Here is a 22,898-nt window from a genome sequence, read left to right as displayed (position 1 = left end):
GCTGACGGGTTTAAAAAGATGTCAGGCTAGAGTAAATGCCGGATTACTTATTTTTCTCTTCCAACCACTTCCGTGCATTAACAAATGCTTCTATCCATGGCGAAACTTCATCTTTGCGTCCTTTAGGATAATACGCCCAGTTCCATTGGAAGATAGATCTTTCGATATGCGGCATCATCACTAAATGCCTGCCGGTTGTATCACAGATCATTGCCGTATTGTAATGCGAACCGTTAGGATTTGCGGGATAGCTTTCGTATGCATATTTTGCTACAATTTCATATCGTTCTTCGCCGTAAGGTAAATGGAAGCGACCCTCTCCGTGCGACACCCAAACACCTAGAGTACTTCCTGCCAGCGACGACAGCATTACCGATTTATTTTCAGCAATAGTTAACGACGTGAAAATACTTTCGTGTTTACCACTTTTATTATGAAGCATTTTAGGTTTGTCATCATGATCGCTATTAATAAGACCGAGTTCTACGAACAACTGACAGCCATTACAGATTCCAACCGATAGCGTATCCTCACGGGCAAAAAACTTTTCAAGAGCAGTTCTGGCTTTTTCGTTATAAAGAAATGCGCCGGCCCAGCCCTTCGCTGATCCTAAAACATCTGAGTTGGAAAATCCTCCAACGGCACCTATAAACTGGATATCTTCTAATGTTTCACGACCATAGATGAGATCGGTCATGTGTACGTCCTTTACGTCAAATCCTGCCAGATACATCGCGTTGGCAAGTTCCCGTTCAGAATTGCTTCCTTTCTCCCTGATTATAGCAGCCTTTGGTCGTGGTTTATGGCCGTCAATCGCTGGTTTTCTTCCGTCAAAATGCTTAGGGAACGAATATTTTAGAGCTTGGTTTTTATAGTTGTTGTACCTCTCTTTTGCCAGTCCCGCACCGGTTTGCTTCTCGTCCAGCAGGTAAGAAGTTTTGAACCAGGTATCACGTAGCTTATCGATATCAAAACTGAAGCTTTCGTTATTGTTTTTTAATTCGAGAGTAGGAGAAGAGCTTACCTCACCAATTTTATGATAGCGTACGCCATTGGCCTTAAGGATTTCTTCAGCCGTTATATCAGCCTGGAAAACAATGCCGATATTTTCAGAGAAAAGAACTTTGATGCTGTCTGTTTCGCTTAGGGATGAAAGATCTATTACGGCACCTAAATCCCGGTCGGCAAAGCAAAGCTCCAAAAGTGTAGTAATTAAGCCACCGCTGCCAATATCATGACCCGCTTGAATTTTTTCTTCGCGAATTAGTTGCTGAATAGTATTAAAGGTCAGCTTTAATTGAGCTGCATCTTTTACGTCGGGTGTTTCTGAACCAACCTTGTTTAGTATCTGTGCGAATGATGATCCCCCGAGGTGATAATCGTCGGCGGACAGGTTGATATAATAAATCGCTCCGCCGTCTTTTTGAAGAACAGGCTCAACTACCTTCCGGATGTCATCGCAATTACCAGCCGCAGAAATGATTACGGTGCCGGGTGCAATCACCTCACCATCCTTATATTTCTGCTTCATGGATAAGGAATCCTTCCCGGTCGGGATATTAATCCCCAGTTCGATAGCGAAGTCCGAACAGGCTTTTACTGCGGCATAAAGACGAGCATCCTCACCTTTGTTTTTGCAGGCCCACATCCAGTTGGCAGAAAGAGAGACGCTTTTTAATCCGTCTTTAAGCGGCGCCCAAACAATATTGGAAAGCGATTCGGCAATTGCGTTTCTGCTGCCCGCGGCGGGGTTGATTAAAGCTGAAACAGGAGCGTGGCCTATCGAAGTTGCAATTCCTTCTTTTCCCTGGAAATCAAGGGCCATTACTCCGCAGTTGTTCAGTGGGAGCTGCAGAGGGCCAGCACATTGCTGTTTCGCCACACGACCGCCTACGCAGCGGTCTACCTTGTTGGTGAGCCAGTCTTTTGCCGCTACCGCTTCTAATTGTAGGACCTGATCGAGGTACTGGTAGATCTGTTTAGCATCGTAAACTACCGGTTGATATTCCCGCTGTAATGTTTGGTCTTCCATCACCACTTTAGGGGAGCTTCCAAACATATCACCAAGCTCCAGATCCATAGGTTTTAGGCCGGTACTCGCAGATTCGAAGGTAAAACGATGATCGCCGGTAACTTTGCCCACCGTGTACATTGGAGAGCGTTCGCGATCTGCTATTTTTTGCAGCGTTGCCAGGTCGTCGTTGCCGATAATTAAACCGATACGTTCCTGTGATTCGTTGCCTATAATTTCTTTAGCAGATAGGGTCGGGTCTCCTACCGGGAGTTTATCGAGGTCAATCTTTCCACCGGTTTCTTCCACCAGTTCCGACAAGCAATTGAGATGGCCGCCAGCACCGTGATCGTGTATCGAAATAATGGAATTCTTATCGCTCTCTACCATGCCGCGGATTGCATTAGCGGCTCTTTTCTGCATTTCGGGGTTAGAACGTTGTACTGCGTTTAATTCAATTCCGGCTGCAAAAGCTCCTGTATCGGCGGAGGAAACTGCTGCACCCCCCATTCCAATCCGGTAGTTTTCTCCACCAAGAACCACAATATTATCACCGGCTTTAGGCTGCAGCTTTTTTGCCTGATCGGCTTTGCCATAACCCACACCGCCGGCAAGCATGATCACTTTGTCGTAGCCCAATCTTTGTGACATTTCGGGATCGTCGGAATGCTCTTCATGCTCAAATGTTAGAACAGAACCCGTGATTAGTGGCTGACCAAATTTATTTCCGAAGTCTGTTGCTCCGTTGGAAGCTTTGATAAGGATGTCCATTGGCGTTTGATATAACCAATCACGTTCCTTCACACCTTTTTCCCATGGCCGGTTTTCTTCCAGTCGTGACAAGGCGGTCATGTAAACCGCTGTCCCTGCCAAAGGGAGTGAGCCAAGTCCGCCAGCCAGCCGGTCGCGGATTTCGCCACCAGAACCTGTTGCTGCACCGTTAAACGGTTCTACAGTTGTGGGGAAATTATGAGTTTCGGCTTTAACCGAAATGACTGATTCGAAATCGCTAATCGCGTAATAGTCAGGTTCATCGGCCCGCTTTGGAGCGAATTGCTGTACACGCGGACCTTTGATAAAAGCTACATTGTCTTTGTAGGCCGAGACTATATCGTTGGGATTAGTTTCCGAAGTTTTACGAATCAATTTGAACAGCGACATATCCTGTTCTACCCCGTCGATTACAAACTTCCCGTTAAATATTTTGTGCCGGCAGTGCTCGGAATTTACCTGCGAAAATCCGAAAACTTCCGAATCGGTCAACGGTCTTCCCAGCTTTGCTGCAAGATTATTCAGGTAATCCACCTCGTCGTCGCTTAGTGAAAGTCCTTGCTCTGTATTATAAGCTGCAATATTTGTGATCTCCAGAATCGGTTCCGGTTTGATGTCGATGGTATAAAGATCCTGGTTCAGCTGTTCAAATTTCTGGGAGATCATCGGATCGAAATCCGCAAAGTCTTTTGATACCTTTTTAAATTCCTCAATCCTGATGATACCCTTAATACCCATATTCTGTGTAATCTCCACGGCATTTGTGCTCCATGGGGTGATCATGGCTTTGCGGGGGCCAACAAAATAACCGTCCAGTGCTTCAGCCGGTTGTACACCCGCCCCGCCAAATAACCACTCCAATTTGGAGATATCGGTGGCAGTCAGGGTCTGTTCAGATTGTAAAGCAAAAACGATGTCGGATGAGCTTGAAAAGAAATGAATCATGCGGAATTTTTAAAGGTGCAAATTTACCGTTTAAATTTCAATTTTAGGCTATTGCTGTAAAGACTTAAAAACAAAAATTCATAGTTTATCATGTGAGACTCCCCGCAAATTTCGATATTGGCACATGCGCAGAATCGGCTTGCTCTCCGACACCCACAGTTACCTTGATGATAAAGTATTCAAACATTTTGAAAACTGCGACGAAATATGGCATGCCGGAGATTTCGGAACCCTGGAACTCGCCGACGCTCTTGCAGCTTTTAAACCTTTGCGGGGAGTGTACGGCAACATAGACGGTAAAGAGCTGAGGCAGGTATACCCTGAACATAATCGTTTTATGTGCGAAGAAGTTGATGTATGGATGACTCATATTGGTGGCTATCCCGACAGGTACAACCCAAAAATCAAAGAAGAAATTTATTCTAATCCGCCTAAAATTTTTATTTCGGGCCACTCACATATACTTAAAGTGATTTTTGATAAAAAAATTGGAACTTTACACTTAAATCCTGGGGCTGCGGGCAAACAAGGATGGCATAAAGTGCGTTCTATAATGAAATTCTGCATTTCTGATGAAAAAATTCATACCTTGGAAGTAATAGAATTGGGTAACAGATAGCGTAAAAAATACACTAAGTAGTATGTCGGTAGTAAAAACATTAGGTCAATTTATCATTGAAAAACAAAAAGACTTTCCTTATGCAAAAGGAGAGCTGTCGCGTTTGCTTCGCGATATTGGGATAGCTGCTAAGATTGTAAACCGTGAGGTGAACAAAGCAGGTCTGGTAAACATTCTTGGAGACGAAGGAACGACGAATAGTCACGGCGAGTCGCAAAAGAAATTGGACATTTTTGCAAATCATCAATTTATTTCAGCATTGACCTGTGGAGGCGAATGTTGCCTGATTGTTTCGGAAGAAAACGACGACCCGATTTTTATTGAATCTGATGTATCGCATAACGCTAAATATATTGTGTGTATTGATCCCCTGGATGGATCTTCAAATATCGATGTAAATGTTTCGGTGGGTACTATTTTCTCTATCTATCGCAGAAAAAGTACTGAGGGGAAACCTACACTTCAGGACGCATTGCAGCGCGGTACCGAACAAGTGGCTGCAGGTTATATTGTGTATGGATCGTCGACGATGCTGGTATATACCACAGGTAAGGGTGTAAATGGTTTTACACTTGATCCTTCCATCGGAGAGTTTTGCCTGTCTCACCCTGATATGAAGATCCCGGAAGACGGATATATTTATTCTATTAATGAGGGCAACTATATTAATTTCCCGGACGGGGTTAAAAAGTACATTAAATTTTGTCAGGAAGAAGACCCCTCTACCAAACGGCCCTATTCTTCAAGATATATCGGCTCAATGATCGCCGATATGCACCGGAATATGATAAAAGGGGGGATTTTCCTTTATCCACCAACCTCCAGCTCTCCCAAAGGAAAGCTTAGGTTAGTATACGAATGCAATCCGATGGCTTTTATTATTGAGCAGGCAGGGGGCAGAGCTACTGATGGATTTCAACGAATTCTGGAAATGGAAGTCGAATCGCTTCACCAGCGTTGCTCAATTTTTGTGGGTTCTGAAAATATGGTCAGAAAAGCGGAAGATATGATGATGAAATACTCTCCCGAAATGAGTCAAAAAAAAACAGCAACCATTAAAAGTGTGATTGCAAAGGCTAGCTAGAGAAGGCCTTCAGATTTGTTGCATTCGGCTTCAAAAACCGAATCAGCAGGCAATTGACTTCTTTGTTGATACGCTGCGACCGCTAAACGGTCGCAGCGTTCGTTTTCAGGATGCCCGGCATGGCCTTTAATCCACTTGAAGCGAACGTTATGAAGTTTGTATACAGCCAGAAAGCGTATCCACAAATCCTTGTTTTTCTTTCCCGCAAAACCTTTCGCTGCCCAGCCAAAGACCCATTTTTTTTCTACTGCATCTGCCACATATTTAGAATCGGTGTAAACCAGCACATCCTGTCCCGGCTTTTTTAAGGCTTCCAGGCCCACAATTACCGCCAAAAGTTCCATGCGGTTATTGGTGGTCTTTCTGAAGCCGCCGGATAATTCTTTATAATGCTGGCCAGCCCGGAGAATCGTTCCATAACCGCCTGGCCCCGGATTTCCGCTTGATGCCCCGTCTGTAAATAATTCTATCATCTTGTGCTCCAAGTATAAGAAAATTGTTGTTTATCTAGGATGGGCAGCATCTGTTAAAATTATACAGCATTGTGTGTCAGGAAGTTGAACGGTGATTAAGAATTGAATCTAAAATTTAGTATTTTAATATTGACTTTAGTAGAAAGATTGCTATTTTTGCGGCATGGCCGTTCCATTGGAATAGCTCAAAACGGTGGTTGTAGCTCAGTTGGTTAGAGCATTGGTTTGTGGTGCCGAGGGTCGTGGGTTCGAGCCCCATCATCCACCCGTTACTTGTAATCCGCTATAGTTCAAGGCTATAGCGGATTTTTTATGCGAAATTTTCAAAATTTCGGATCGCGCTGAAAAGGAAGCAAGAAAGTTGTGGACTAAACATAACTTTTCACTGCAATCCCTACTTCCAGCCACCTCCCAGTGCTCTGTAAAGTTCTATCCTTGCTCCGTCCCGCTGCCGCTGAATAAGCGCCAGATCTAATTCGGCTTGCAATGCGTTGCTTTGAACCGTTATAACCTCAAGATAATTAGCCCTGTCGCTTTTAAACAACAATCTGGCATTGGCTACAGATAAACGCAGGTTTGCTGCACGCCGGGACGCAATTTGCTCCTGGTGATTGATCTTCTCCAACCGGCTCAGCGCATTGGATACTTCGCCGACTGCGTTGAGTATTGATTGCCGGAACTGCAGAACCGCCTGCTCACGCTGAATTTTCGCTATCTCAAATTGCGTCTTTAACGCCCGTTTCCTAAATACGGGCTGCAATATTGCGCCGCTGGCTACTCCAAACAAAGAGTTTGGAATATTGAACCAGTTACTTGCCTTGAAGCTTTCCAGTCCACCAGCCCCACCGATAACTAGTGCGGGGTACAAGTTTCCCTGAGCCATACCAGCATAAGCGTTTGCCGCTACCAGGGCCATCTCATTAACCCGGATATCTGGACGGCGGCTTAAAATTGCAGCCGGAATTCCGGCAGAAAGGTTGGTGAAGATCATCGAAGGCGACCGGTCCGCATTTCGCGCAATCCGTGCCGGCAAACTTCCAGCTAATAGTTGCAATGCATTTTCCTGTTCGGCAAGGGCTTGTTCCAGTTGTGGCACTAACAAAGCGGTAGCCTGATTTTGGGCTTCGGCTTGCTCCACCGCAAGTTGATTAACTTCACCTGCCTCTTTCAATAGTTTGGTAAGCTGCAGAGTGCTGTCGCTAAGGTTAAGGTTTCGGTGGGCAATAGTAAGTTGTCTGTCGAGCATTAGCAGGTTGTAATAACCCTGAGCTATGTCCGATACAAGCTGTGTTTGCACTGCTTTTTTTCCTTCGGCTGTCTGAAGATATTGGGCCAGTACTGCTTCCTTCTGCCTTCTGATTTTGCCCCAGATGTCAATTTCCCAGGAAAGGTTAAGGTTAGTATTGTAGTTTTCTATGTGATTGGTTCCCAGAAAACTGCTGGTACTTAAGCCATTAAGGCTGTTGTTCGATGGGCGGTTGTATTGTGCCCCCAGCTCAAGATTCAGATCTGGCAGTAACAGCAATTTGGATTGCTTCAGTTGTTGCCGGGCAATATCCATGCGCTTAATTGCTATTTGCAAATCATAGTTCTCGTTTATGCCTTTTTCCAGAAGACCCTGAAGTGTTGTATCGCTGAAAAATACCTTCCATTCTAAATCAGCAATACTGCTGGTATCGGCGAAAGACACTTCACCAAACTTTTGCGGTAACTCAACTTCGGGCCGCTGATAATTCTTACCGACCTTACATGCGCTTATCAGCAAAGCAAGTGAAAGGCTTGTGTATATTAGGATGCTACGCTTTTTCATGTTGTTATAAATTTTCTGATGGAAGTTTTGGTGTGCCACTAACTCTTTCTTGTAAAGCCTGGAAGATGACGAACAATACAGGGATGACAAATACGCCAAGTAATACCCCCGATAGCATTCCGCCAACAGCGCCTGCACCGATAGAATGATTGCCCAACGCAGATGCTCCGCTTGCCTTCATCAGCGGGATCAACCCAACAATAAAGGCGAAGGATGTCATCAATATCGGGCGAAGGCGCAGTTTTGAAGCCTCTAATGCCGCTGCCACAAGGTCCATTCCAGCCTTGCGCCGCTGAACTGCATACTCTACAATAAGAATAGCATTTTTGGACAACAAGCCTATCAGCATAATCAAACACACCTGCACATAAATATTGTTATCGATACCGAGCATGTTTATAAATAGCATGACTCCAAAAATTCCAAGTGGGATGGTTAAAATGATGGCCAGCGGCAGGATATAACTTTCGTATTGTGCGGCCAAAAGAAAATACACAAATATCATACTCATCAGAAATATCAAAAGAATCTGAGAGCCTGAGCTAATTTCTTCCCTGGTCATACCGGTCCATTCGTAGGCATAACCCCGCGGCAGCGTCTCTTTCGCTGTTTCCTCTATGGCCCGAATGGCATCGCCCGTACTGTATCCAGGCTTTGGCACCCCGTTGATGGTAACGGCGTTAAAAAGATTGTTCCGGGTTACTGTTTCCGGTCCATAAACCCGTTTAAACCGCACCAGCGAATTTGCGGGCACCATCTTCCCTTGAGCATTTTTGACAAAGATCTCATTTATAGAGAGTGGGTTACTCCGGTATTTTGCGTCTGCCTGCACCATCACCCTATAATATTTACCAAAACGGTTGAAATCACTTACAAAACTGCTTCCATAGTATACCTGCAGGGTTTGCAGCAGATCTCTAACCTGTACTCCAAGCTGCCGTGCTTTTGCATTATCAACCTCCAGCTGATATTGTGGGTTACCGGATGCAAAAGTGGTAAAGGCGTAAGCTATTTCCTTTTTCTGCATTAATGCTCCTAAAAATGCTTTTGTGGTCGAATCCAGTTTACCCATGGTGCCGCTGGTTTTATCTTGAAGCATAAACTCAAATCCACTCACGTTGCCAAAGCCCTGGATGGTTGGAAAGGTGAAGAAGAATGCGCTGGCTCCCTTCACCTTTTCTGCCACCTTTTGCGTCATCATAGCTGTGATCTGGTCAAGGTTCTTAATTTCCCCGCGTTCATCCTCGGCTTTCATTCTGATAAATCCGGCGCCGTAAGACGAAGCATTTGCATTTGAAATGAAGTTGAGCCCTTCCACCATGTAATGGTTCTGATTGATCGGGTCATTTTTCACGATATCATCGATTTCCTTCATCGCACGATGCGTTTGCTCCAATGAGCTTCCTGGCGGAGTATTAACAGCATATAGCAAAAAGCCCTGGTCTTCAGTTGGTATGAAGCCTGTGGGAGTTCTCTGTATCATCACAAAAGTAACCGCGGCTACCAGGGCCAAACCAGATACCGCCACCCATTTCTTTTTGATTAGAAACTGAATGGAACGGATGTATTTATCAGTCATAGCGTTAAAGGCTGAATTAAACGCTTTAAAGAAGCGGGCCAGAAAGCCTTTCTTTTCGTGTGAATTTCCGGAATCAGCATGCGGGTTTTTTAAAAATAAAGCACATAAAGCCGGGCTCAGCGTAAGAGCGTTGACGGCAGATATTAAGATAGCTATGGCTAATGTGAACGCAAACTGCCGGTAAAACACACCAGCGGGTCCCTGCATAAAGCCTACCGGGATAAATACTGCCGCCATGACAAGAGTGATCGATACAATGGCACCTGATATCTCGCTCATAGATTCGATCGTTGCATCTTTAGCATTTAGCGTCGTTCGTTCCATTTTGCTATGCACGGCCTCTACCACTACAATGGCGTCATCTACTACAATTCCGATGGCCAGCACGAGCGCAAATAAGGTGAGCAGGTTAACGCTGAATCCGAACAGATTCATGAAAAAGAACGTGCCGATCACAGCCACCGGTACTGCTATTGCTGGAATTAGCGTAGAGCGAAAATCCTGCAAAAAGATAAATACAACAATAAAGACCAGGATAAATGCCTCAAGTAAAGTATGTTTCACCTGTGTGATCGAGGCATCTAAAAACTCTTTTGAATTATACATAATTACAGGCTCGACACCTTTAGGTAAAGTGAGCGCAAATTCCTTGATCTGCCGCTCTGCCTCAGTTAAAATGTCGTTTGCATTTGATCCGGCCGTCTGGAAAATTGCAACACCTGATGTTGGTCCTCCATTCAGGATACTGTTAGACGCATAGGTGTACGAGCCGAATTCCACCCGCGCCACATCTTTTAGCTGAACCATCGACCCGTCGCTGTTGGCCTTGATGATAATGTTTTCGTAATCTTTAACCCTGTTTAATTTGCCTTTATATTTCAGTACATATTCAAATACTTCCTTGCTGCTTTCGCCAAGCCTGCCGGGCGCTACCTCTAAACTTTGATCCCTGATGGCGTTGTTCACGTCGTCTGGCGAAAGGTTATAAGCAGTTAACCGCTCGGGTCTTAACCAAATACGCATCGAATATTCATGTGCGCCAAATGCCTGTGCCTGACCGACACCGGGAATACGCTGCAACTGCGGAACAAGATTTATCTTGATGTAATTTTGTAGAAAAGTTTCATTGTAAGAGGTATCCTTACTGGCAAGTGCGACGAACATAATAATGCTGTTTTGCACCTTTTGGGTTGAAACGCCGGTCTGTACGGCTTCCTGTGGTATCTGACTCAAGGCCTTAGTTACGCGATTCTGAACGTTTACTGCAGCGATGTCGGGGTCTGTACCCTGACTAAAATATACATTCAGAGTCATGGAGCCGTCATTACTTGAGTTCGAGGTCATGTAGGTCATGTTCTCCACTCCATTAACTGCCTCTTCTATCGGTGTGGCTACCGAACGGGCTACTACCTCGGCGCTGGCTCCGGGATAAGAAGCTGTAACCTGAACCGTTGGAGGCGCTATATCAGGAAACTGCGTAATCGGTAAATCTACGAGCGAAATGACACCCAGTAACACCAGAATAATAGAGATAACTGTTGAAAGAACGGGTCTTTCGATAAACATTTTGAACATGAGGATAGTATTGAGTACTCTGGTATAACCCAGAGTACAATTAAATTAAATAATAAGACGGTTATGCTTTAGAGAGATTCAGCTTTCAGGACGCTATCTGCCGGGAGCACTTTGGGCTTGATTTGCATTCCGTCTCTGAGCCGGTCAATGCCCTGATAAACAATTTTATCGCCACTTTTCAGACCTTCTGAAACCATATAAAAGCGCCCAGAAGTACCAGTTACTTTTATGGGAGTTGCGATTACTTTATTGCTGTCGGTAAGTGTATAGGCAAACACCTTGTCTTGTAGCTCAAATGTAGCCTGCTGCGGTACAAGCAAGGCAGCAGTACTGGGGTTTGAAATTCTAATTTTACCTGTATTACCCGACCTGAGCAGGCCCGCATCATTGTTAAATACTGCTCTGAAGCTTATTGTACCATTCGATTTGTCGAAATTACCCTGAGCCAGCTCAACCTTGCCTTTGGAGGGATAGGTGGTGTTATCGGCCAGTATCAGGTCGACCCCGGAGAGGTTCATGATTTTTTCCTGGATGGTATTACCCTTGAAATTTTCTTTAAAATGGATAAAGTCTACCTCACTTAGGGTAAAATACGCATGCACCGACCTGTTTTCCGATAATACGGTCAGAGCTTCGGGTTGTGTTCGGCCTACCAGGCTTCCGGTTTTAAACGGAATGCTTCCTACATAACCGCTTGCCGGTGCCATAACAGTAGTAAAACTAAGGTTGATTTTGGCCGATTGAACCTGTGCCTGTGCCTGCGCCACATTGGCCCGGGCTGCATCGTAAGAGGCTTTTGCAGAGCGGAGCTGCACGTCGGACACCACTTTGTTCTGAACCAGTGGTTCGAGTTTCCTTACATTAATTGAAGCGTTTTCTAAGGCCGCTTTCGCAGAAAGTAAAATAGCATTTGCTGTGTTTAGCTGTTCACGATATGGTCTCGGATCGATTTTGAATAGCGCCTGTCCTTTTTTTACGTACGCACCTTCGTCGACGTAGATGGTTGACAGGTAGCCATCAACCTGCGAACGGATTTCGATATCGCGACTTCCCTCCAAAGTAGCGCTGAAGTCTGAATAAGTAGTCACAGCTTGCGAACTGACACTGATGACAGGGAGTTCGGGCGGAGGAGGTGCTGAGGCCGGGCTTTCTGCTGATGAAGTGCCGCAGCTGCTATTTATCACTGCTAACATTATTCCAACTAAAAAAGGAAGGAGGTTTGTTCTGCAGGTTCTGTGGGATTGAGTCGTTGTCATATACATATAAAATTAATCGTAATTTAACATTGTTATAATTCCTAACGGTGTTAGGTTCAGGCGGTAAAAAAAACCTTAAGTAAGGTTCTTTATATACCCCGCAATAGCGTCGTCTAACACCAGTTTATTTAATTCTTCGTCGATCGCGGCATTACCCACAATTTTGATGGATATAAGTCCGTGCATCACAGACCAGAATGTGTGATACTTTAAACATGAATTCAGATCTGTACGCCCACTTTTTTTTATTAACTCTTCGATTGGCTCCATAACGAGGCTTCTGAATTTCTCCTGCTCAGGCATTGCTTTCGATATTTCGCAGCATGCCATACCTATCCCGAACATCAGCTGGTAGAGCTCGGTGTTATTCAAAGCAAAGTCCCAGTACGCATCAGCCATTGCTTTAATTTGCTCGGCCGGATCTATATGCTGACTTTTTGCATCCAATATCTTTTCCGACAACATCCTGAAGCCTTTTTTACTAAACTCCAGGAGTAAGGCCTCTTTGTTTTCAAAATGGTCGTATATAACCGGGACACTATACTCTATGGCCTCCGCAATTTTTCGAATAGACAAAGCCTGCCACCCGTCTTTCATCACTAAATCCCAGGCGGTGCAAATAATCCCGTTCTTCAGATCCTCCTTCTGTCTTTGCTTACGTTCTGATATTCCCATTTTATTTACCTAACGGTGTTAGCAAAAGTAACGATGTAATTCAGACTGTCAAAAATTTATCGTTCAAAGTCTCTCTTATTATTTTTCGATGACATTCAAGTCCGTTGACGGGAGTAAAGCGCTACTCAGTAAAGGCTTCTTTATTATACTTGTTTTTGTATTCAAGCGGCGAGAGGCCCGTTATCTTCCTGAATACTTCTCTGAACGCTTTCAAATCAGAGTAGCCAACTTCAAACATTACTTCATTAACGGTTTTCCGGGTGCTTTCAAGCGCTTTTTTTGCCGATTCTATTTTCACTCTCTGTGTATATTCAATAGGAGTGTTTCCGGTAGCTTTGATAAACCTCCTGTCAAAGTTTCTCCGGCCGATAGCGAACTTCGAGGATAGCGCTTCAACCGAAATTTTTTCGTTGATGTTATTCTCTATGTAAGCCTGAGCCTGTTGTACCATCGTGTCGCCATGGTGCTTTTGTCCGGTGAATATGGCGAAAGCCGACTGACTGCTCCGGTCGAGTTCTATCTGAAATACCTTGGAGCAAAAAATGGCTGTTTGGCGGTCGTAATATTTTTCAACAAGGTATATCACCAGATTTAAAAAGGAATATGCACCCCCATTAGTATAAACACCTTTCTCATCCGTAATCAACCTGTCTGAATGTAAATTTACTTTAGGATAGTTTTCTTTGAAAGCATCTGCATACGACCAATGTGTTGAACAGCTTCTGCCGTCCATTATACCCGTAGATGCCAGGATAAATGCGCCCGAACACATGCTGGCTATTTCTGCACCAATCTTATATTGCCGGCTTATCCAGTCATACATTAATTGGCTCTCGCTTGTTTCGTCGCCCGGCGTTGCAGATGGGATAATGATGAGGTCGGTTTTGGCGATATCAGTTATAAAGGCATCGGTTTTCAAAGCCACCAGGTTATGGATGTATTCTGTTTTCGGCCTGATGCCTGCTACCGTCAGCTGGTATTTTTGTTTGTTGCCTTGCTGAGTCCAGTAGGCATTCGCTCTTGAAAATATTTCTACAGTACCAACAATACATGCTACAGTGCCCAGATTGCAATGTCCTTCCGGATACAAAAGAGTAATATGCTTCATTTGAAAATTTTTGATACAAAGATATTGACAAGGCGTGTCCATATCAACCCACCATAATGTCTATTTTACCGCCCTTTCGTCGCTCCGATAGACTCTACCTTTGACGTATTGGAACACAGAAAGCAATAAAAATGAACCATTTCGAGATTTTTCATCAGCTACATCATCAGAAAAAGCCTTTTATTCTTGCTAATGCATGGAATGTGAAGAGTGCCCAGCTTATAGAAGAGGCAGGTTTCGAAGCTGTAGGCACGTCAAGTGGGGCCATCGCAAGTTCTCTGGGTTATGAAGACGGCGAAAAACTTCCTTTTAATGAACTGCTTTACATCGTACGAAGAATAAAAGCCTGTACAAGTGTTCCACTATCGGTAGATATAGAGCGAGGCTACAGCGATAATTTAAGCGTGCTGAGCGATAATATTCAAAAGCTTATCGATATCGGTGTTTCTGGTCTTAACATAGAAGATACTCAGGGGGAGGATATCTTTTTGCGAAAATTGGAATGTATTAAAAACTATTTGATCAAAACCAATCAGGCGCTGTTTATTAATGCTCGTACAGATGGCTTTTTACAGAAGCTGCCATCGCCCTTAGAAACTACCTTAAAAAGAGCAAAATTATATCAGAACACCGGGGCAGATGGCCTTTTTGTTACTGCTGTTCCCGATGCCGCTACCATCAAAGAGATCACCTCATCTGTCTCCATGCCTGTCAATATTGTGGGCACATCAAAGTTTTCTATCGAGACATTAACTTCAATTGGCGTCAGCCCGGATCAGTATGGCGGTGTTACTTTACAAGGCCACTTACGACCATCTAACTAACGTTACGAAGAGTATAAAAGTCAACCATTCATTCTCTGCTCTATTCTAATGCCATTTCAACAACAATAAAATATCTAAAATCCATATATTATGATCGAAAACAGCGTCACGAAACAACAAGAAGTAATCATTAAGATGGTGCTGGATGCCTGGCATCTAAAAGTAAGCCAGTTCGATAAGCTTCTGGTTGAATTATCCGACGAGCAATTACTTAAGGAAGTAGCGCCGGGCAGAAACCGAGGAATTTATCTGCTTGGACATCTTACCACCCTGGCCGATTCTATATTTCCTCTTCTTGGATTTGAAAAGCAAGCGCCACATCTGTGGAAACCATTTGTACAAACATCTGACAAGGACAGCGCTGATGTGCTGACTGTAGCGGAACTGCGGCAGGAATGGATTAAAGTAACAACCATGCTATGGGAAAAAATAGCAGCTATTAGCTCCAACGAATGGTTCGAGAGACATAGCGCTATATCAGAAGAGGATTTTCTTAAGGAGCCGCACAGAAATAAACTAAACATAGTGCTAAGCAGAGTTAGTCATGTAGATTATCATCTTGGGCAAATACAATTTTTAAAAGCGAGGTAATAGGACATGAAAAATAACGATTTCAGCACCACCGTATTGGTGGATCAAAAACCAGAAGAGGTATTTAATGTCATTCTGGATGTGAGGGCATGGTGGTCAGGTTTGTTCGACGAGTCATTTGCTGGAAGCTCCAATAAACTGGGCGATGAATTCAGCTTTCGTGCAGGTGGGGGCGTGCATTATACAAAACAGAAACTGGTCGAACTCATACCTAATAAAAAAGTGGTTTGGCTGGTAACGAAAAGTGATCTGAGTTTTGTGGACACAACAGACGAATGGACCGGAACCAAGATCAGTTTCGAAATCTCACGGGAACTGGATAAAACCAAAGTTACATTCACTCACATAGGTTTAGTTCCCAAATTTGAATGTTACGAGAGCTGCGCGCCAGCCTGGACACAATATATACATGAGAGGTTTACTGCTGCAGTTGTAAAAGCCCGGGGATGAAATTATGGAGAATCGGGACTTTAGTGTAACGCTCTTACTTGATCAATCACCGCAGGAGATATTCAATGCAGTAAAAAACGTGCGGGCCTGGTGGTCGGCAACGGCAAAGGGAAACACAGCAAACCTCCACGATGAGTTTATGGTGGATTTTGGATCCCACTGGTGGGCATTTAAAATTGTTGAGGTCGTCATTAACGAGAAAATGGTTTGGCAGGTTAGCGGCAGCTATATGCCCTGGAACGGCAATGTACATGAATGGACGGATACCACCGTGCATTTTGAAATTTTTCGGGCGGGAGTTCAAATGGCGTTGCGATTTACGCACAGAGGATTGGTTCCAGAGTTTTCCTGCTTTAAAGGATGCTCAAAAGGCTGGACGGGCTATATGAATGTAAGCTTGAAAAATCTGATAGTTACTGGCATTGGAGCACCGGATTATGCCTATTGATTTCTTCTTTAGCCGACTGGGTTGGATGTCATATTCCAGCTATTAAGGGCGAAACAAAAAAAGCTACCTTTTGAGTAGCTTTTTTAATGTCTGGTGGACCCGGAGAGATTCGAACTCTCGTCCAAACATGGAACAAATTACGCTTTCTACATGCTTATCTGCCATTTAATTGTAGGGAAGGGGAAGGCTGGCCGATTGCCTGTACCGTCTTCCTTAGGTGCTTTATCTCGTTCGGCTTTCACACCTTAAGCCAAACCAGTTCTGTTGTTCGATGCCCCATATGCTGATATAACAGAACAGAATACCAGCGGGACAAAAGCTATGCTAATTCTAAATTAGGCAGCTAAGGCGTAGTTATTTTCGCCAATTATTGTTTTGAGAGTTCAGATTAGAGCGCTAGTCTCACAACGCGCTGCATGCTTACATACTTGCCGCCATCCTGTCAATTCCGGTCGGGCCCGATGTGTAAGTAAAAATTAAAATTCAAAATTAAAAAAGAACTGTTCATTGGCGTCAGGCCTTTCAGCTTTAAGCTTTCGCCTTTAAGCTTTCACCTTTCACCTTCCTCCCCGGATATTCCAGCAAGGCCTTCTCCAGGCAGATCATCGCATTCGCTAAATCTTCTTTATTCAAAACGTATGCCAATCTGATTTCGTCTCTTCCGGCGCCTGGTGTGCTGTAAAAACCTGCCGCCGGAGCCATCATTACTGTCTGATTGTCATAAGAAAACTCTTCCAGCATCCATTGGCAGAACTTTTCCGAATCGTCTACCGGAAAACGCGCCACCACATAGAATGCTCCTCCCGGATTGGGACAAAATACGCCTTCCATTTTATTCAGCGATTCGACTAGCATGTTGCGACGTTCGGTATATTCTACGTTCACGCGTTCAAAGTAAGAGGGCGGGGTGTCAACCGCAGCTTCGGCGGCAATCTGTGCAACCATACCAGGACTTAACCTCGCCTGTGCAAACTTTAATGCCGTCTCGATTACTTTTCTATTTTTGGTGATGAAACAGCCTAGTCTTGCTCCGCAAGCGCTGTAACGCTTAGAAACGCTGTCGAAAATAAGCACGTTTTCATCTAATCCGTCTAAATGCATGGGCGAATAGAATTTGTTATCATCGTAACAAAATTCGCGGTAAGCTTCATCGGCAAACAGGTATAAGTCGTATTTCAAACAAAGCTTTTTTAGTTCTGTAAGCTCTTCGTACGAATATAGATAACCTGTGGGGTTATTCGGATTACAAATGAAAATGGCTTTGGTTTTGTCTGTGATCTGTTTCTCAAATTCGCTGATCGCCGGCAAGGCAAAACCAGTTTCAATACTCGATAGAACCGGTTTTATAGTAACATTGCTCATCCATGCAAATGCATTGTAATTGGCATAAAATGGCTCAGGAATAATCACTTCGTCGCCATCATCCATACAGGTTTGCAAGGCAATTACTATTGCTTCCGAAGCCCCTGTTGTTACAAAAATATCTTCAATACTGATGTTATATCCGGCCTTGTTATAGTATTCAACAAGTTTTTTGCGGTAAGATAAGTTTCCTTCAGACTGGGTATATGCCCATACTTTGAAGTCGATGTTTTTAATGGCATTAATCATCGCTTCGGGAGTTTCAATATCCGGCTGCCCAATATTCAGGTGATATACTTTTTTACCTTGCTGTTTAGCACGGTCAGCATATGGTGTTAGTTTGCGGATAGGAGAAGCAGGCATCTGCTTTCCCTTGTTGGAAATTTTTGGCATGGGCTACAAAAATAAAAAAACCTCCCTGTTTGCAGAGAGGTTTTTCAAAATCTTTCTGATGTTGGTTATTTGCTGTTCGCAGCGATTACTTCTCCTTTAATGATAAGAACTTTGATAGGTGTTCTGGCATTAGACTTAATGGTAAGCTGTTTTACAAATGGTGCTACAGCTGCTGCGTTAAAGCTTGCCTTGATAATTCCCTGTTCTCCTTTTTTAATAGGAGTTTTTGAATATTCGGGAACGGTACATCCACAAGTTGTTTCTACATTAGAGATAATAAGTGGCTGATCGCCAATATTGGTAAATTTAAATTCGTACGTAACAGGCTTGTTCTGAGGGATTTTACCGAAGTCATGAGACTCTGTTTCGAATTTAAATTCTGCTTCAGCACCGGGTTTCATCGCCGTAACTGCAACAAAAGTTAAGATAACTGAGCAAAGTAATAATAGCTTTTTCATTTTATGTGTTTGATATTAGACTCGATTCTATGTAACAGGTTTAATATATTCAATTATAAATTTTAAACGACGATAGAATTGAAGTGTTGTACAAAGATAAATTTATTTTTAATATTCAATAATGATTTCAATTTCTACGCCAAAGGGAAAGATTGGGTTTCATAACCTGTATATTTTATTAAATTTGACCGTCTGGTAGAGAAAGGCCTGTATGCAAATGAAAGTAACTAACCAATTCGATGTTTCCGAGCTAAGTTTTGAAGACTTCAAACAGATTGTCCTGAATGATTATCGTATATGTTACGAAAGCCGGCAGGCAAGTATATTGGGGCGCAAAGAGGTGCTTACAGGGAAAGCAAAATTTGGCATTTTTGGTGACGGAAAAGAGGTAGCGCAGATTGCCATGGCTAAAGCCTTTAAAAAAGGCGACTGGCGCTCGGGTTACTACCGTGATCAAACGTTCATGTTTGCAGCCGGAATGGCTACCATTACAGAGTTCTTCTCTCAATTATACGCTAATAGCGATTTAGAAGCGGAACCTTTTTCTGGCGGCCGCCAGATGAATGCGCATTTTGCTACACGTATTTTAAACCAAGACGGTACCTGGAAGAACCAGACGGAGATGAAAATAACCTCTTCGGATATTTCAACTACCGGAGGTCAAATGGCCAGACTGGTAGGATTGGCGCAGGCCTCTAAATTTTACCGAAATAATCCGGATCTAAGCTTTTTAAAGGATTTTTCGATCAATGGAAATGAAGTTGCTTTCGGAACCATTGGTAACGGCTCTACATCTGAAGGTGTGTTTTTCGAAGCTATAAATGCTGCCGGAGTTCTTCAGATTCCTTTGGCAATTTCCATTTGGGATGATAGTTACGCTATATCTGTCCCACAAGAATATCAAACAACAAAACAGGATATATCTGAAGTGCTACGCGGTTTTCAGCGCGATGAGAAAGGAGAGGGCCTGGAGATTTTTAAAGTACGCGGATGGGACTATCCCGGGCTTTGTGAAACGTATGAAAAAGCGATAAATATTTGTCGCGAGCAGCATATACCTGTAATGATCCATGTTTGGGAAGTTACTCAGCCACAAGGGCATTCTTCGTCGGGCTCTCACGAACGGTATAAAAGCCAGGAACGTTTAAGCTGGGAAGCGGAATATGATTGTCTTCTGCAAATGCGTAAATGGGTTTTACAATCAGCTGTTGCTACAGAAGAAGAACTTGAAGAGCTTGAAGGACAAGCCCGGACCTATGTGAAGGAATGCCAGAAAGCCGCCTGGGATGCGTTTCATAATATTCTTATTCAGGAAGCTAAGGAAGCCGCAGCTTTGCTGAAGGCTTTTAACCGCGAGGAATTTAACGATCTGGCAAAACCTTTGGAAGTTAACGCTGAAGTTACCCGCAGGGATGTGTTTGTTGCTCTCCGCAAAGCAATTCGCTCGCTGGCTAATGAAAGTTCTGAAGCAAAAAATAACCTGCTCAACTGGTATCAGAAACATTGGGATTTAAACCAGGAACGTTACAACTCAAAGCTATTTACCGATTCTGTTGAAGCTCCGCGTACTGTTCCGGTTATCCCCGCACAATATGGTGATGATGCGAAACTCATAGACGGCCGGGAAATATTAAATGCATGTTTTGACGAAAATTTTAGCCGCGATATCCGCATTGTTGCTTTCGGCGAAGATGTAGGAAGTATAGGCGATGTTAATCAGGGTTTTGCGGGCCTTCAGGCTAAACACGGCAAAATCCGGGTATCCGATACCGGTATCCGCGAAAGTACTATTATAGGTCAGGGCATCGGTCTCGCTTTGCGCGGATTAAGGCCAATCGCTGAAATACAATACCTCGACTATCTGTTATACGCCTTGTATGTGGTTAGCGATGATTTAGCCTGTTTAAGCTATCGGACTAAAGGAGGTCAGAAGTCGCCATTAATCATCAGAACACGTGGGCATCGATTGGAGGGTATCTGGCATTCGGGTTCGCCGATGTCGATGATATTAGGTTCTATGCGAGGAATTCATGTTTGTGTACCGAGAAACATGACGCAGGCCGCAGGTATGTATAACACCTTACTAAGAAGTGACGAGCCAGCCATTGTAATTGAAAACTTGAATGGATACCGGCTTAAAGAGCGCCTTCCTTCAAACGCCGGTGAATTTACCGTTCCGCTGGGAGTTGCAGAGGTAATAAAAGAAGGTACGGATATTACAGTGGTTTCTTATGGTTCAACCTTGCGGGTGGTAGAAGAGGCCGTTCCTGAACTTGAAAGATTGGGAATTAATATCGAAATCGTTGATCCGCAGACATTGCACCCTTTTGATTTAAACGGTGAATGTGCTAAATCACTAAAGAAAACCAATAAATTATTAGTGGTAGATGAGGATGTACCGGGCGGTGCATCGGCTTTTATCTTTCAGCAAATTCTTGAAAATCAAAGAGGATACTATCATCTGGATAGTGCGCCGAAAACTATCTCGGCTAAAGAACATCGCCCTCCATACGGAACAGACGGAGATTATTTTACTAAACCCTCAGTTGATGATATCGTGGAGATGATCTATGAGATGATGAACGAGGCAAACCCGGGTAAGTACCCGAAATGGTACTAAGTAACCATGATGTTTATTCTTTGAGTTGAAATTAGGTCCTAAGCCTTCTTTGTAACTTGCTGAAAGGCGCGGTTCTGACTTGGGGCGCTAGGGTTTTTAAACCAAGCCTGTCCCGGTTTTCGGATAACTGCCTTTAGTTTTCAACAGAAAATGAATACTGTGCATAAACAAGTTTAAAAAAATAAAAAAATCGTCGTCAGACGCTCTTCAATTTTTATCTTTGCCCATGCAAGAAAAAATCATCATTCTTGACTTCGGATCACAATACACCCAGTTAATTGCCCGGAGAGTAAGAGAACTCAATGTATACTGCGAGATACATCCCTTCAATAATCTTCCAGAGTTTGATAATACAGTGAAAGGAGTAATCTTTTCAGGTAGCCCTTTTTCGGTTCGCCAGGAGAATGCTCCACAGATTGATTTTAAACTCTTTCATAATAAGTACCCACTTTTAGCAGTCTGCTACGGGGCTCAATATCTTGCACAGCATTCGGGTGGTGAGGTAATCCCATCAACCATCCGCGAATACGGAAGGGCCAATCTTCAATATATTAACGAAACACATCCTTTGCTTAAAAACATACCCAGAGATTCGCAGGTATGGATGTCGCATGGCGATACTATTGCGGATATTCCGGCTGAATTTGAGGTGATAGCAAGTACGGATACTGTTCGCGTAGCTGCGTTTCAGGTAAATGGAAGTAAGACTTATGGGATACAATTCCATCCGGAAGTAACTCATAGTACAGATGGAAAGCAGTTATTAGAGAATTTCCTGGTTGATATTTGCGGCTGCTCTCAGGATTGGACCCCGGATTCTTTTATAGAAACGACTATTTCATCACTGAAAGAAAAGATCGGCAACGACAAAGTAGTTTTAGGCCTGTCAGGAGGTGTTGATTCGTCAGTAGCTGCAGTTCTGTTGCATAACGCCATTGGCAAAAATCTGCACTGTATTTTTGTTGATAACGGATTATTACGGAAAGACGAATACACCCAGGTGCTCGATTCGTATCAGCATATGGGTTTAAATGTTCGTGGAATTGATGCAAAAGACCGATTTTTAAGTCAGCTCGCCGGCGTAAAAGACCCAGAACAAAAGCGTAAAATTATTGGCCGGGTATTTATCGAGGTTTTTGATGATGCTGCGCATGAGGTTCAGGATGTTTCCTGGTTGGGACAAGGTACAATCTATCCGGATGTAATTGAATCTGTATCGGTGAATGGTCCTTCAGCCACTATTAAATCACATCATAATGTAGGCGGTTTGCCCGATTTTATGAAATTGAAAGTGGTAGAACCTCTCAATACCTTATTTAAAGACGAGGTACGGAAAGTCGGAAAAGCTTTAGGTATTGACGACGTTATTCTGGGTCGCCACCCTTTCCCTGGTCCTGGCTTAGCGATCCGCATTTTGGGCGATATCACCGCCGAGAAAGTCGCTATCTTACAGGAAGCAGATGCTATCTATATACATAACTTAAAAGCATCGGGCTGGTATGATAAAGTTTGGCAGGCCGGCGCTATTTTCCTTCCCGTACAATCTGTAGGAGTGATGGGGGATGAGCGGACATATGAAAATGTGATCTGCCTGAGAGCCGTTGGTTCTGTCGATGGTATGACCGCAGACTGGAGTCACTTGCCGTACGAGTTACTTGCCAAAATATCAAACGACATTATTAACAACGTTAAAGGAATTAACCGGGTTGTTTATGATATCAGTTCCAAGCCGCCTGCTACCATTGAGTGGGAATAATTGCTTAAATACAAATAGTTGAGAGGAGGGTGTCTTAGATTATAGAGATCTTCCTTTCGTTTTGATTGGACCTTAACGATACTAATAAGA

Annotated in this window: 17 protein-coding genes, 1 tRNA gene and 1 other RNA gene; 9 read left to right on the top strand and 10 right to left on the bottom strand. The window is 43.7% G+C overall.

The annotated features are described in order from the left end of the window. Positions 1–43: 43 nt before the first annotated feature. Positions 44–3,727, bottom strand: coding sequence for a phosphoribosylformylglycinamidine synthase (purL, locus tag J3P43_RS12595; RefSeq protein ID WP_255902915.1), 3,684 nt, complete (start codon positions 3,725–3,727; stop codon positions 44–46). Positions 3,728–3,851: 124 nt separating this feature from the next. Here purL and J3P43_RS12590 point away from each other — a divergent pair, with 124 nt between their 5' ends. Beyond that, complete coding sequence (locus J3P43_RS12590; protein ID WP_255902914.1) at positions 3,852–4,346, top strand: metallophosphoesterase family protein; 495 nt, start codon at positions 3,852–3,854, stop codon at positions 4,344–4,346. 22 nt (positions 4,347–4,368) lie between these two features. Continuing rightward, the gene (gene fbp, locus J3P43_RS12585; protein WP_255902913.1) at positions 4,369–5,430 is read left to right on the top strand and encodes a class 1 fructose-bisphosphatase; all 1,062 of its coding nucleotides are present in this window, start codon (positions 4,369–4,371) and stop codon (positions 5,428–5,430) included. Here fbp and rnhA read toward each other — a convergent pair. Next, positions 5,427–5,903 carry a ribonuclease HI gene (rnhA, locus tag J3P43_RS12580; RefSeq protein ID WP_255902912.1) on the bottom strand — a complete coding sequence of 159 codons (477 nt, stop codon included), beginning with the start codon at positions 5,901–5,903 and terminating at the stop codon, positions 5,427–5,429. The two genes, fbp and rnhA, sit on opposite strands and share 4 nt — an antisense overlap. Positions 5,904–6,096: 193 nt before the next feature. On the opposite strand from rnhA, the gene J3P43_RS12575 reads away from it, so the two are divergent. After that, positions 6,097–6,170, top strand: a tRNA-His gene (locus J3P43_RS12575). Positions 6,171–6,297: 127 nt separating this feature from the next. On the opposite strand, the gene J3P43_RS12570 is transcribed toward J3P43_RS12575, so the two are convergent. From J3P43_RS12570 to J3P43_RS12550, 5 genes are all read right to left on the bottom strand, one after another. After that, positions 6,298–7,713, bottom strand: a complete 1,416-nt coding sequence (locus tag J3P43_RS12570; RefSeq protein WP_255902910.1) for an efflux transporter outer membrane subunit — start codon at positions 7,711–7,713, stop codon at positions 6,298–6,300. Between the two features lie 4 nt (positions 7,714–7,717). After that, the gene (locus J3P43_RS12565; protein ID WP_255902908.1) at positions 7,718–10,867 is read right to left on the bottom strand and encodes an efflux RND transporter permease subunit; all 3,150 of its coding nucleotides are present in this window, start codon (positions 10,865–10,867) and stop codon (positions 7,718–7,720) included. A gap of 68 nt (positions 10,868–10,935) precedes the next feature. Then, positions 10,936–12,060, bottom strand: coding sequence for an efflux RND transporter periplasmic adaptor subunit (locus J3P43_RS12560; RefSeq protein ID WP_255902906.1), 1,125 nt, complete (start codon positions 12,058–12,060; stop codon positions 10,936–10,938). Between the two features lie 138 nt (positions 12,061–12,198). Then, positions 12,199–12,798, bottom strand: a complete 600-nt coding sequence (locus tag J3P43_RS12555) for a TetR/AcrR family transcriptional regulator (protein ID WP_255902904.1) — start codon at positions 12,796–12,798, stop codon at positions 12,199–12,201. Between the two features lie 121 nt (positions 12,799–12,919). Then, positions 12,920–13,906 (bottom strand): GlxA family transcriptional regulator, encoded by a 987-nt coding sequence (locus tag J3P43_RS12550; protein ID WP_255902902.1) that lies wholly within the window; start codon positions 13,904–13,906, stop codon positions 12,920–12,922. Positions 13,907–14,037: 131 nt separating this feature from the next. On the opposite strand from J3P43_RS12550, the gene J3P43_RS12545 reads away from it, so the two are divergent. The 4 genes from J3P43_RS12545 (at position 14,038) to J3P43_RS12530 (ending at position 16,219) form a co-directional block, all read left to right on the top strand. Next, the gene (locus tag J3P43_RS12545) at positions 14,038–14,730 is read left to right on the top strand and encodes an isocitrate lyase/PEP mutase family protein (protein ID WP_255902900.1); all 693 of its coding nucleotides are present in this window, start codon (positions 14,038–14,040) and stop codon (positions 14,728–14,730) included. Between the two features lie 90 nt (positions 14,731–14,820). Continuing rightward, positions 14,821–15,321: a DinB family protein gene (locus J3P43_RS12540; protein ID WP_255902897.1), complete on the top strand. Its 501-nt coding sequence runs from the start codon at positions 14,821–14,823 to the stop codon at positions 15,319–15,321. Positions 15,322–15,327: 6 nt separating this feature from the next. Beyond that, positions 15,328–15,771 (top strand): SRPBCC family protein, encoded by a 444-nt coding sequence (locus tag J3P43_RS12535; protein ID WP_255902895.1) that lies wholly within the window; start codon positions 15,328–15,330, stop codon positions 15,769–15,771. Positions 15,772–15,775: 4 nt separating this feature from the next. Beyond that, a complete protein-coding gene (locus J3P43_RS12530; RefSeq protein ID WP_255902893.1) occupies positions 15,776–16,219 on the top strand; it encodes an SRPBCC family protein in 444 nt (147 codons plus the stop codon). A 91-nt stretch (positions 16,220–16,310) separates the two neighbouring features. Here J3P43_RS12530 and ssrA read toward each other — a convergent pair. The 3 genes from ssrA to J3P43_RS12515 form a co-directional block, all read right to left on the bottom strand. Next, positions 16,311–16,679, bottom strand: a transfer-messenger RNA (tmRNA) gene (ssrA, locus tag J3P43_RS12525). Between the two features lie 68 nt (positions 16,680–16,747). Continuing rightward, a complete protein-coding gene (locus J3P43_RS12520; protein ID WP_255902891.1) occupies positions 16,748–17,974 on the bottom strand; it encodes a pyridoxal phosphate-dependent aminotransferase in 1,227 nt (408 codons plus the stop codon). A 65-nt stretch (positions 17,975–18,039) separates the two neighbouring features. Further along, complete coding sequence (locus J3P43_RS12515; protein ID WP_255902889.1) at positions 18,040–18,432, bottom strand: DUF1573 domain-containing protein; 393 nt, start codon at positions 18,430–18,432, stop codon at positions 18,040–18,042. 211 nt (positions 18,433–18,643) lie between these two features. Here J3P43_RS12515 and J3P43_RS12510 point away from each other — a divergent pair, with 211 nt between their 5' ends. Together J3P43_RS12510 and guaA are read left to right on the top strand one after the other, a co-directional pair. Then, positions 18,644–21,052, top strand: a complete 2,409-nt coding sequence (locus J3P43_RS12510; protein ID WP_255902887.1) for an alpha-ketoacid dehydrogenase subunit alpha/beta — start codon at positions 18,644–18,646, stop codon at positions 21,050–21,052. Positions 21,053–21,278: 226 nt separating this feature from the next. Next, complete coding sequence (guaA, locus tag J3P43_RS12505) at positions 21,279–22,808, top strand: glutamine-hydrolyzing GMP synthase (protein WP_255902885.1); 1,530 nt, start codon at positions 21,279–21,281, stop codon at positions 22,806–22,808. Positions 22,809–22,898: the final 90 nt, after the last annotated feature.

It is taken from the genome of Paradesertivirga mongoliensis, from assembly GCF_024436395.1.
GTDB classification, from domain to species: domain Bacteria; phylum Bacteroidota; class Bacteroidia; order Sphingobacteriales; family Sphingobacteriaceae; genus Paradesertivirga; species Paradesertivirga mongoliensis.
Note: the sequence above shows the minus strand (reverse complement) of the source record. Positions and strands in the feature narration are given on the sequence as shown.

Bases quoted from the DNA above. Each gene is read 5' to 3' on its own strand.
- J3P43_RS12570 (WP_255902910.1), bottom strand. From the start codon at position 7,713: ATGAAAAAGCGTAGCATCCTAATATACACAAGCCTTTCACTTGCTTTG.
- J3P43_RS12535 (WP_255902895.1), top strand. From the start codon at position 15,328: ATGAAAAATAACGATTTCAGCACCACCGTATTGGTGGATCAAAAACCA.
- J3P43_RS12510 (WP_255902887.1), top strand. From the start codon at position 18,644: ATGCAAATGAAAGTAACTAACCAATTCGATGTTTCCGAGCTAAGTTTT.
- J3P43_RS12545 (WP_255902900.1), top strand. From the start codon at position 14,038: ATGAACCATTTCGAGATTTTTCATCAGCTACATCATCAGAAAAAGCCT.
- J3P43_RS12565 (WP_255902908.1), bottom strand. From the start codon at position 10,867: ATGTTCAAAATGTTTATCGAAAGACCCGTTCTTTCAACAGTTATCTCT.
- rnhA (WP_255902912.1), bottom strand. From the start codon at position 5,903: ATGATAGAATTATTTACAGACGGGGCATCAAGCGGAAATCCGGGGCCA.
- J3P43_RS12540 (WP_255902897.1), top strand. From the start codon at position 14,821: ATGATCGAAAACAGCGTCACGAAACAACAAGAAGTAATCATTAAGATG.
- J3P43_RS12550 (WP_255902902.1), bottom strand. From the start codon at position 13,906: ATGAAGCATATTACTCTTTTGTATCCGGAAGGACATTGCAATCTGGGC.
- J3P43_RS12555 (WP_255902904.1), bottom strand. From the start codon at position 12,798: ATGGGAATATCAGAACGTAAGCAAAGACAGAAGGAGGATCTGAAGAAC.
- J3P43_RS12530 (WP_255902893.1), top strand. From the start codon at position 15,776: ATGGAGAATCGGGACTTTAGTGTAACGCTCTTACTTGATCAATCACCG.
- J3P43_RS12560 (WP_255902906.1), bottom strand. From the start codon at position 12,060: ATGTTAGCAGTGATAAATAGCAGCTGCGGCACTTCATCAGCAGAAAGC.
- purL (WP_255902915.1), bottom strand. From the start codon at position 3,727: ATGATTCATTTCTTTTCAAGCTCATCCGACATCGTTTTTGCTTTACAA.
- fbp (WP_255902913.1), top strand. From the start codon at position 4,369: ATGTCGGTAGTAAAAACATTAGGTCAATTTATCATTGAAAAACAAAAA.
- J3P43_RS12590 (WP_255902914.1), top strand. From the start codon at position 3,852: ATGCGCAGAATCGGCTTGCTCTCCGACACCCACAGTTACCTTGATGAT.
- guaA (WP_255902885.1), top strand. From the start codon at position 21,279: ATGCAAGAAAAAATCATCATTCTTGACTTCGGATCACAATACACCCAG.
- J3P43_RS12515 (WP_255902889.1), bottom strand. From the start codon at position 18,432: ATGAAAAAGCTATTATTACTTTGCTCAGTTATCTTAACTTTTGTTGCA.
- J3P43_RS12520 (WP_255902891.1), bottom strand. From the start codon at position 17,974: ATGCCAAAAATTTCCAACAAGGGAAAGCAGATGCCTGCTTCTCCTATC.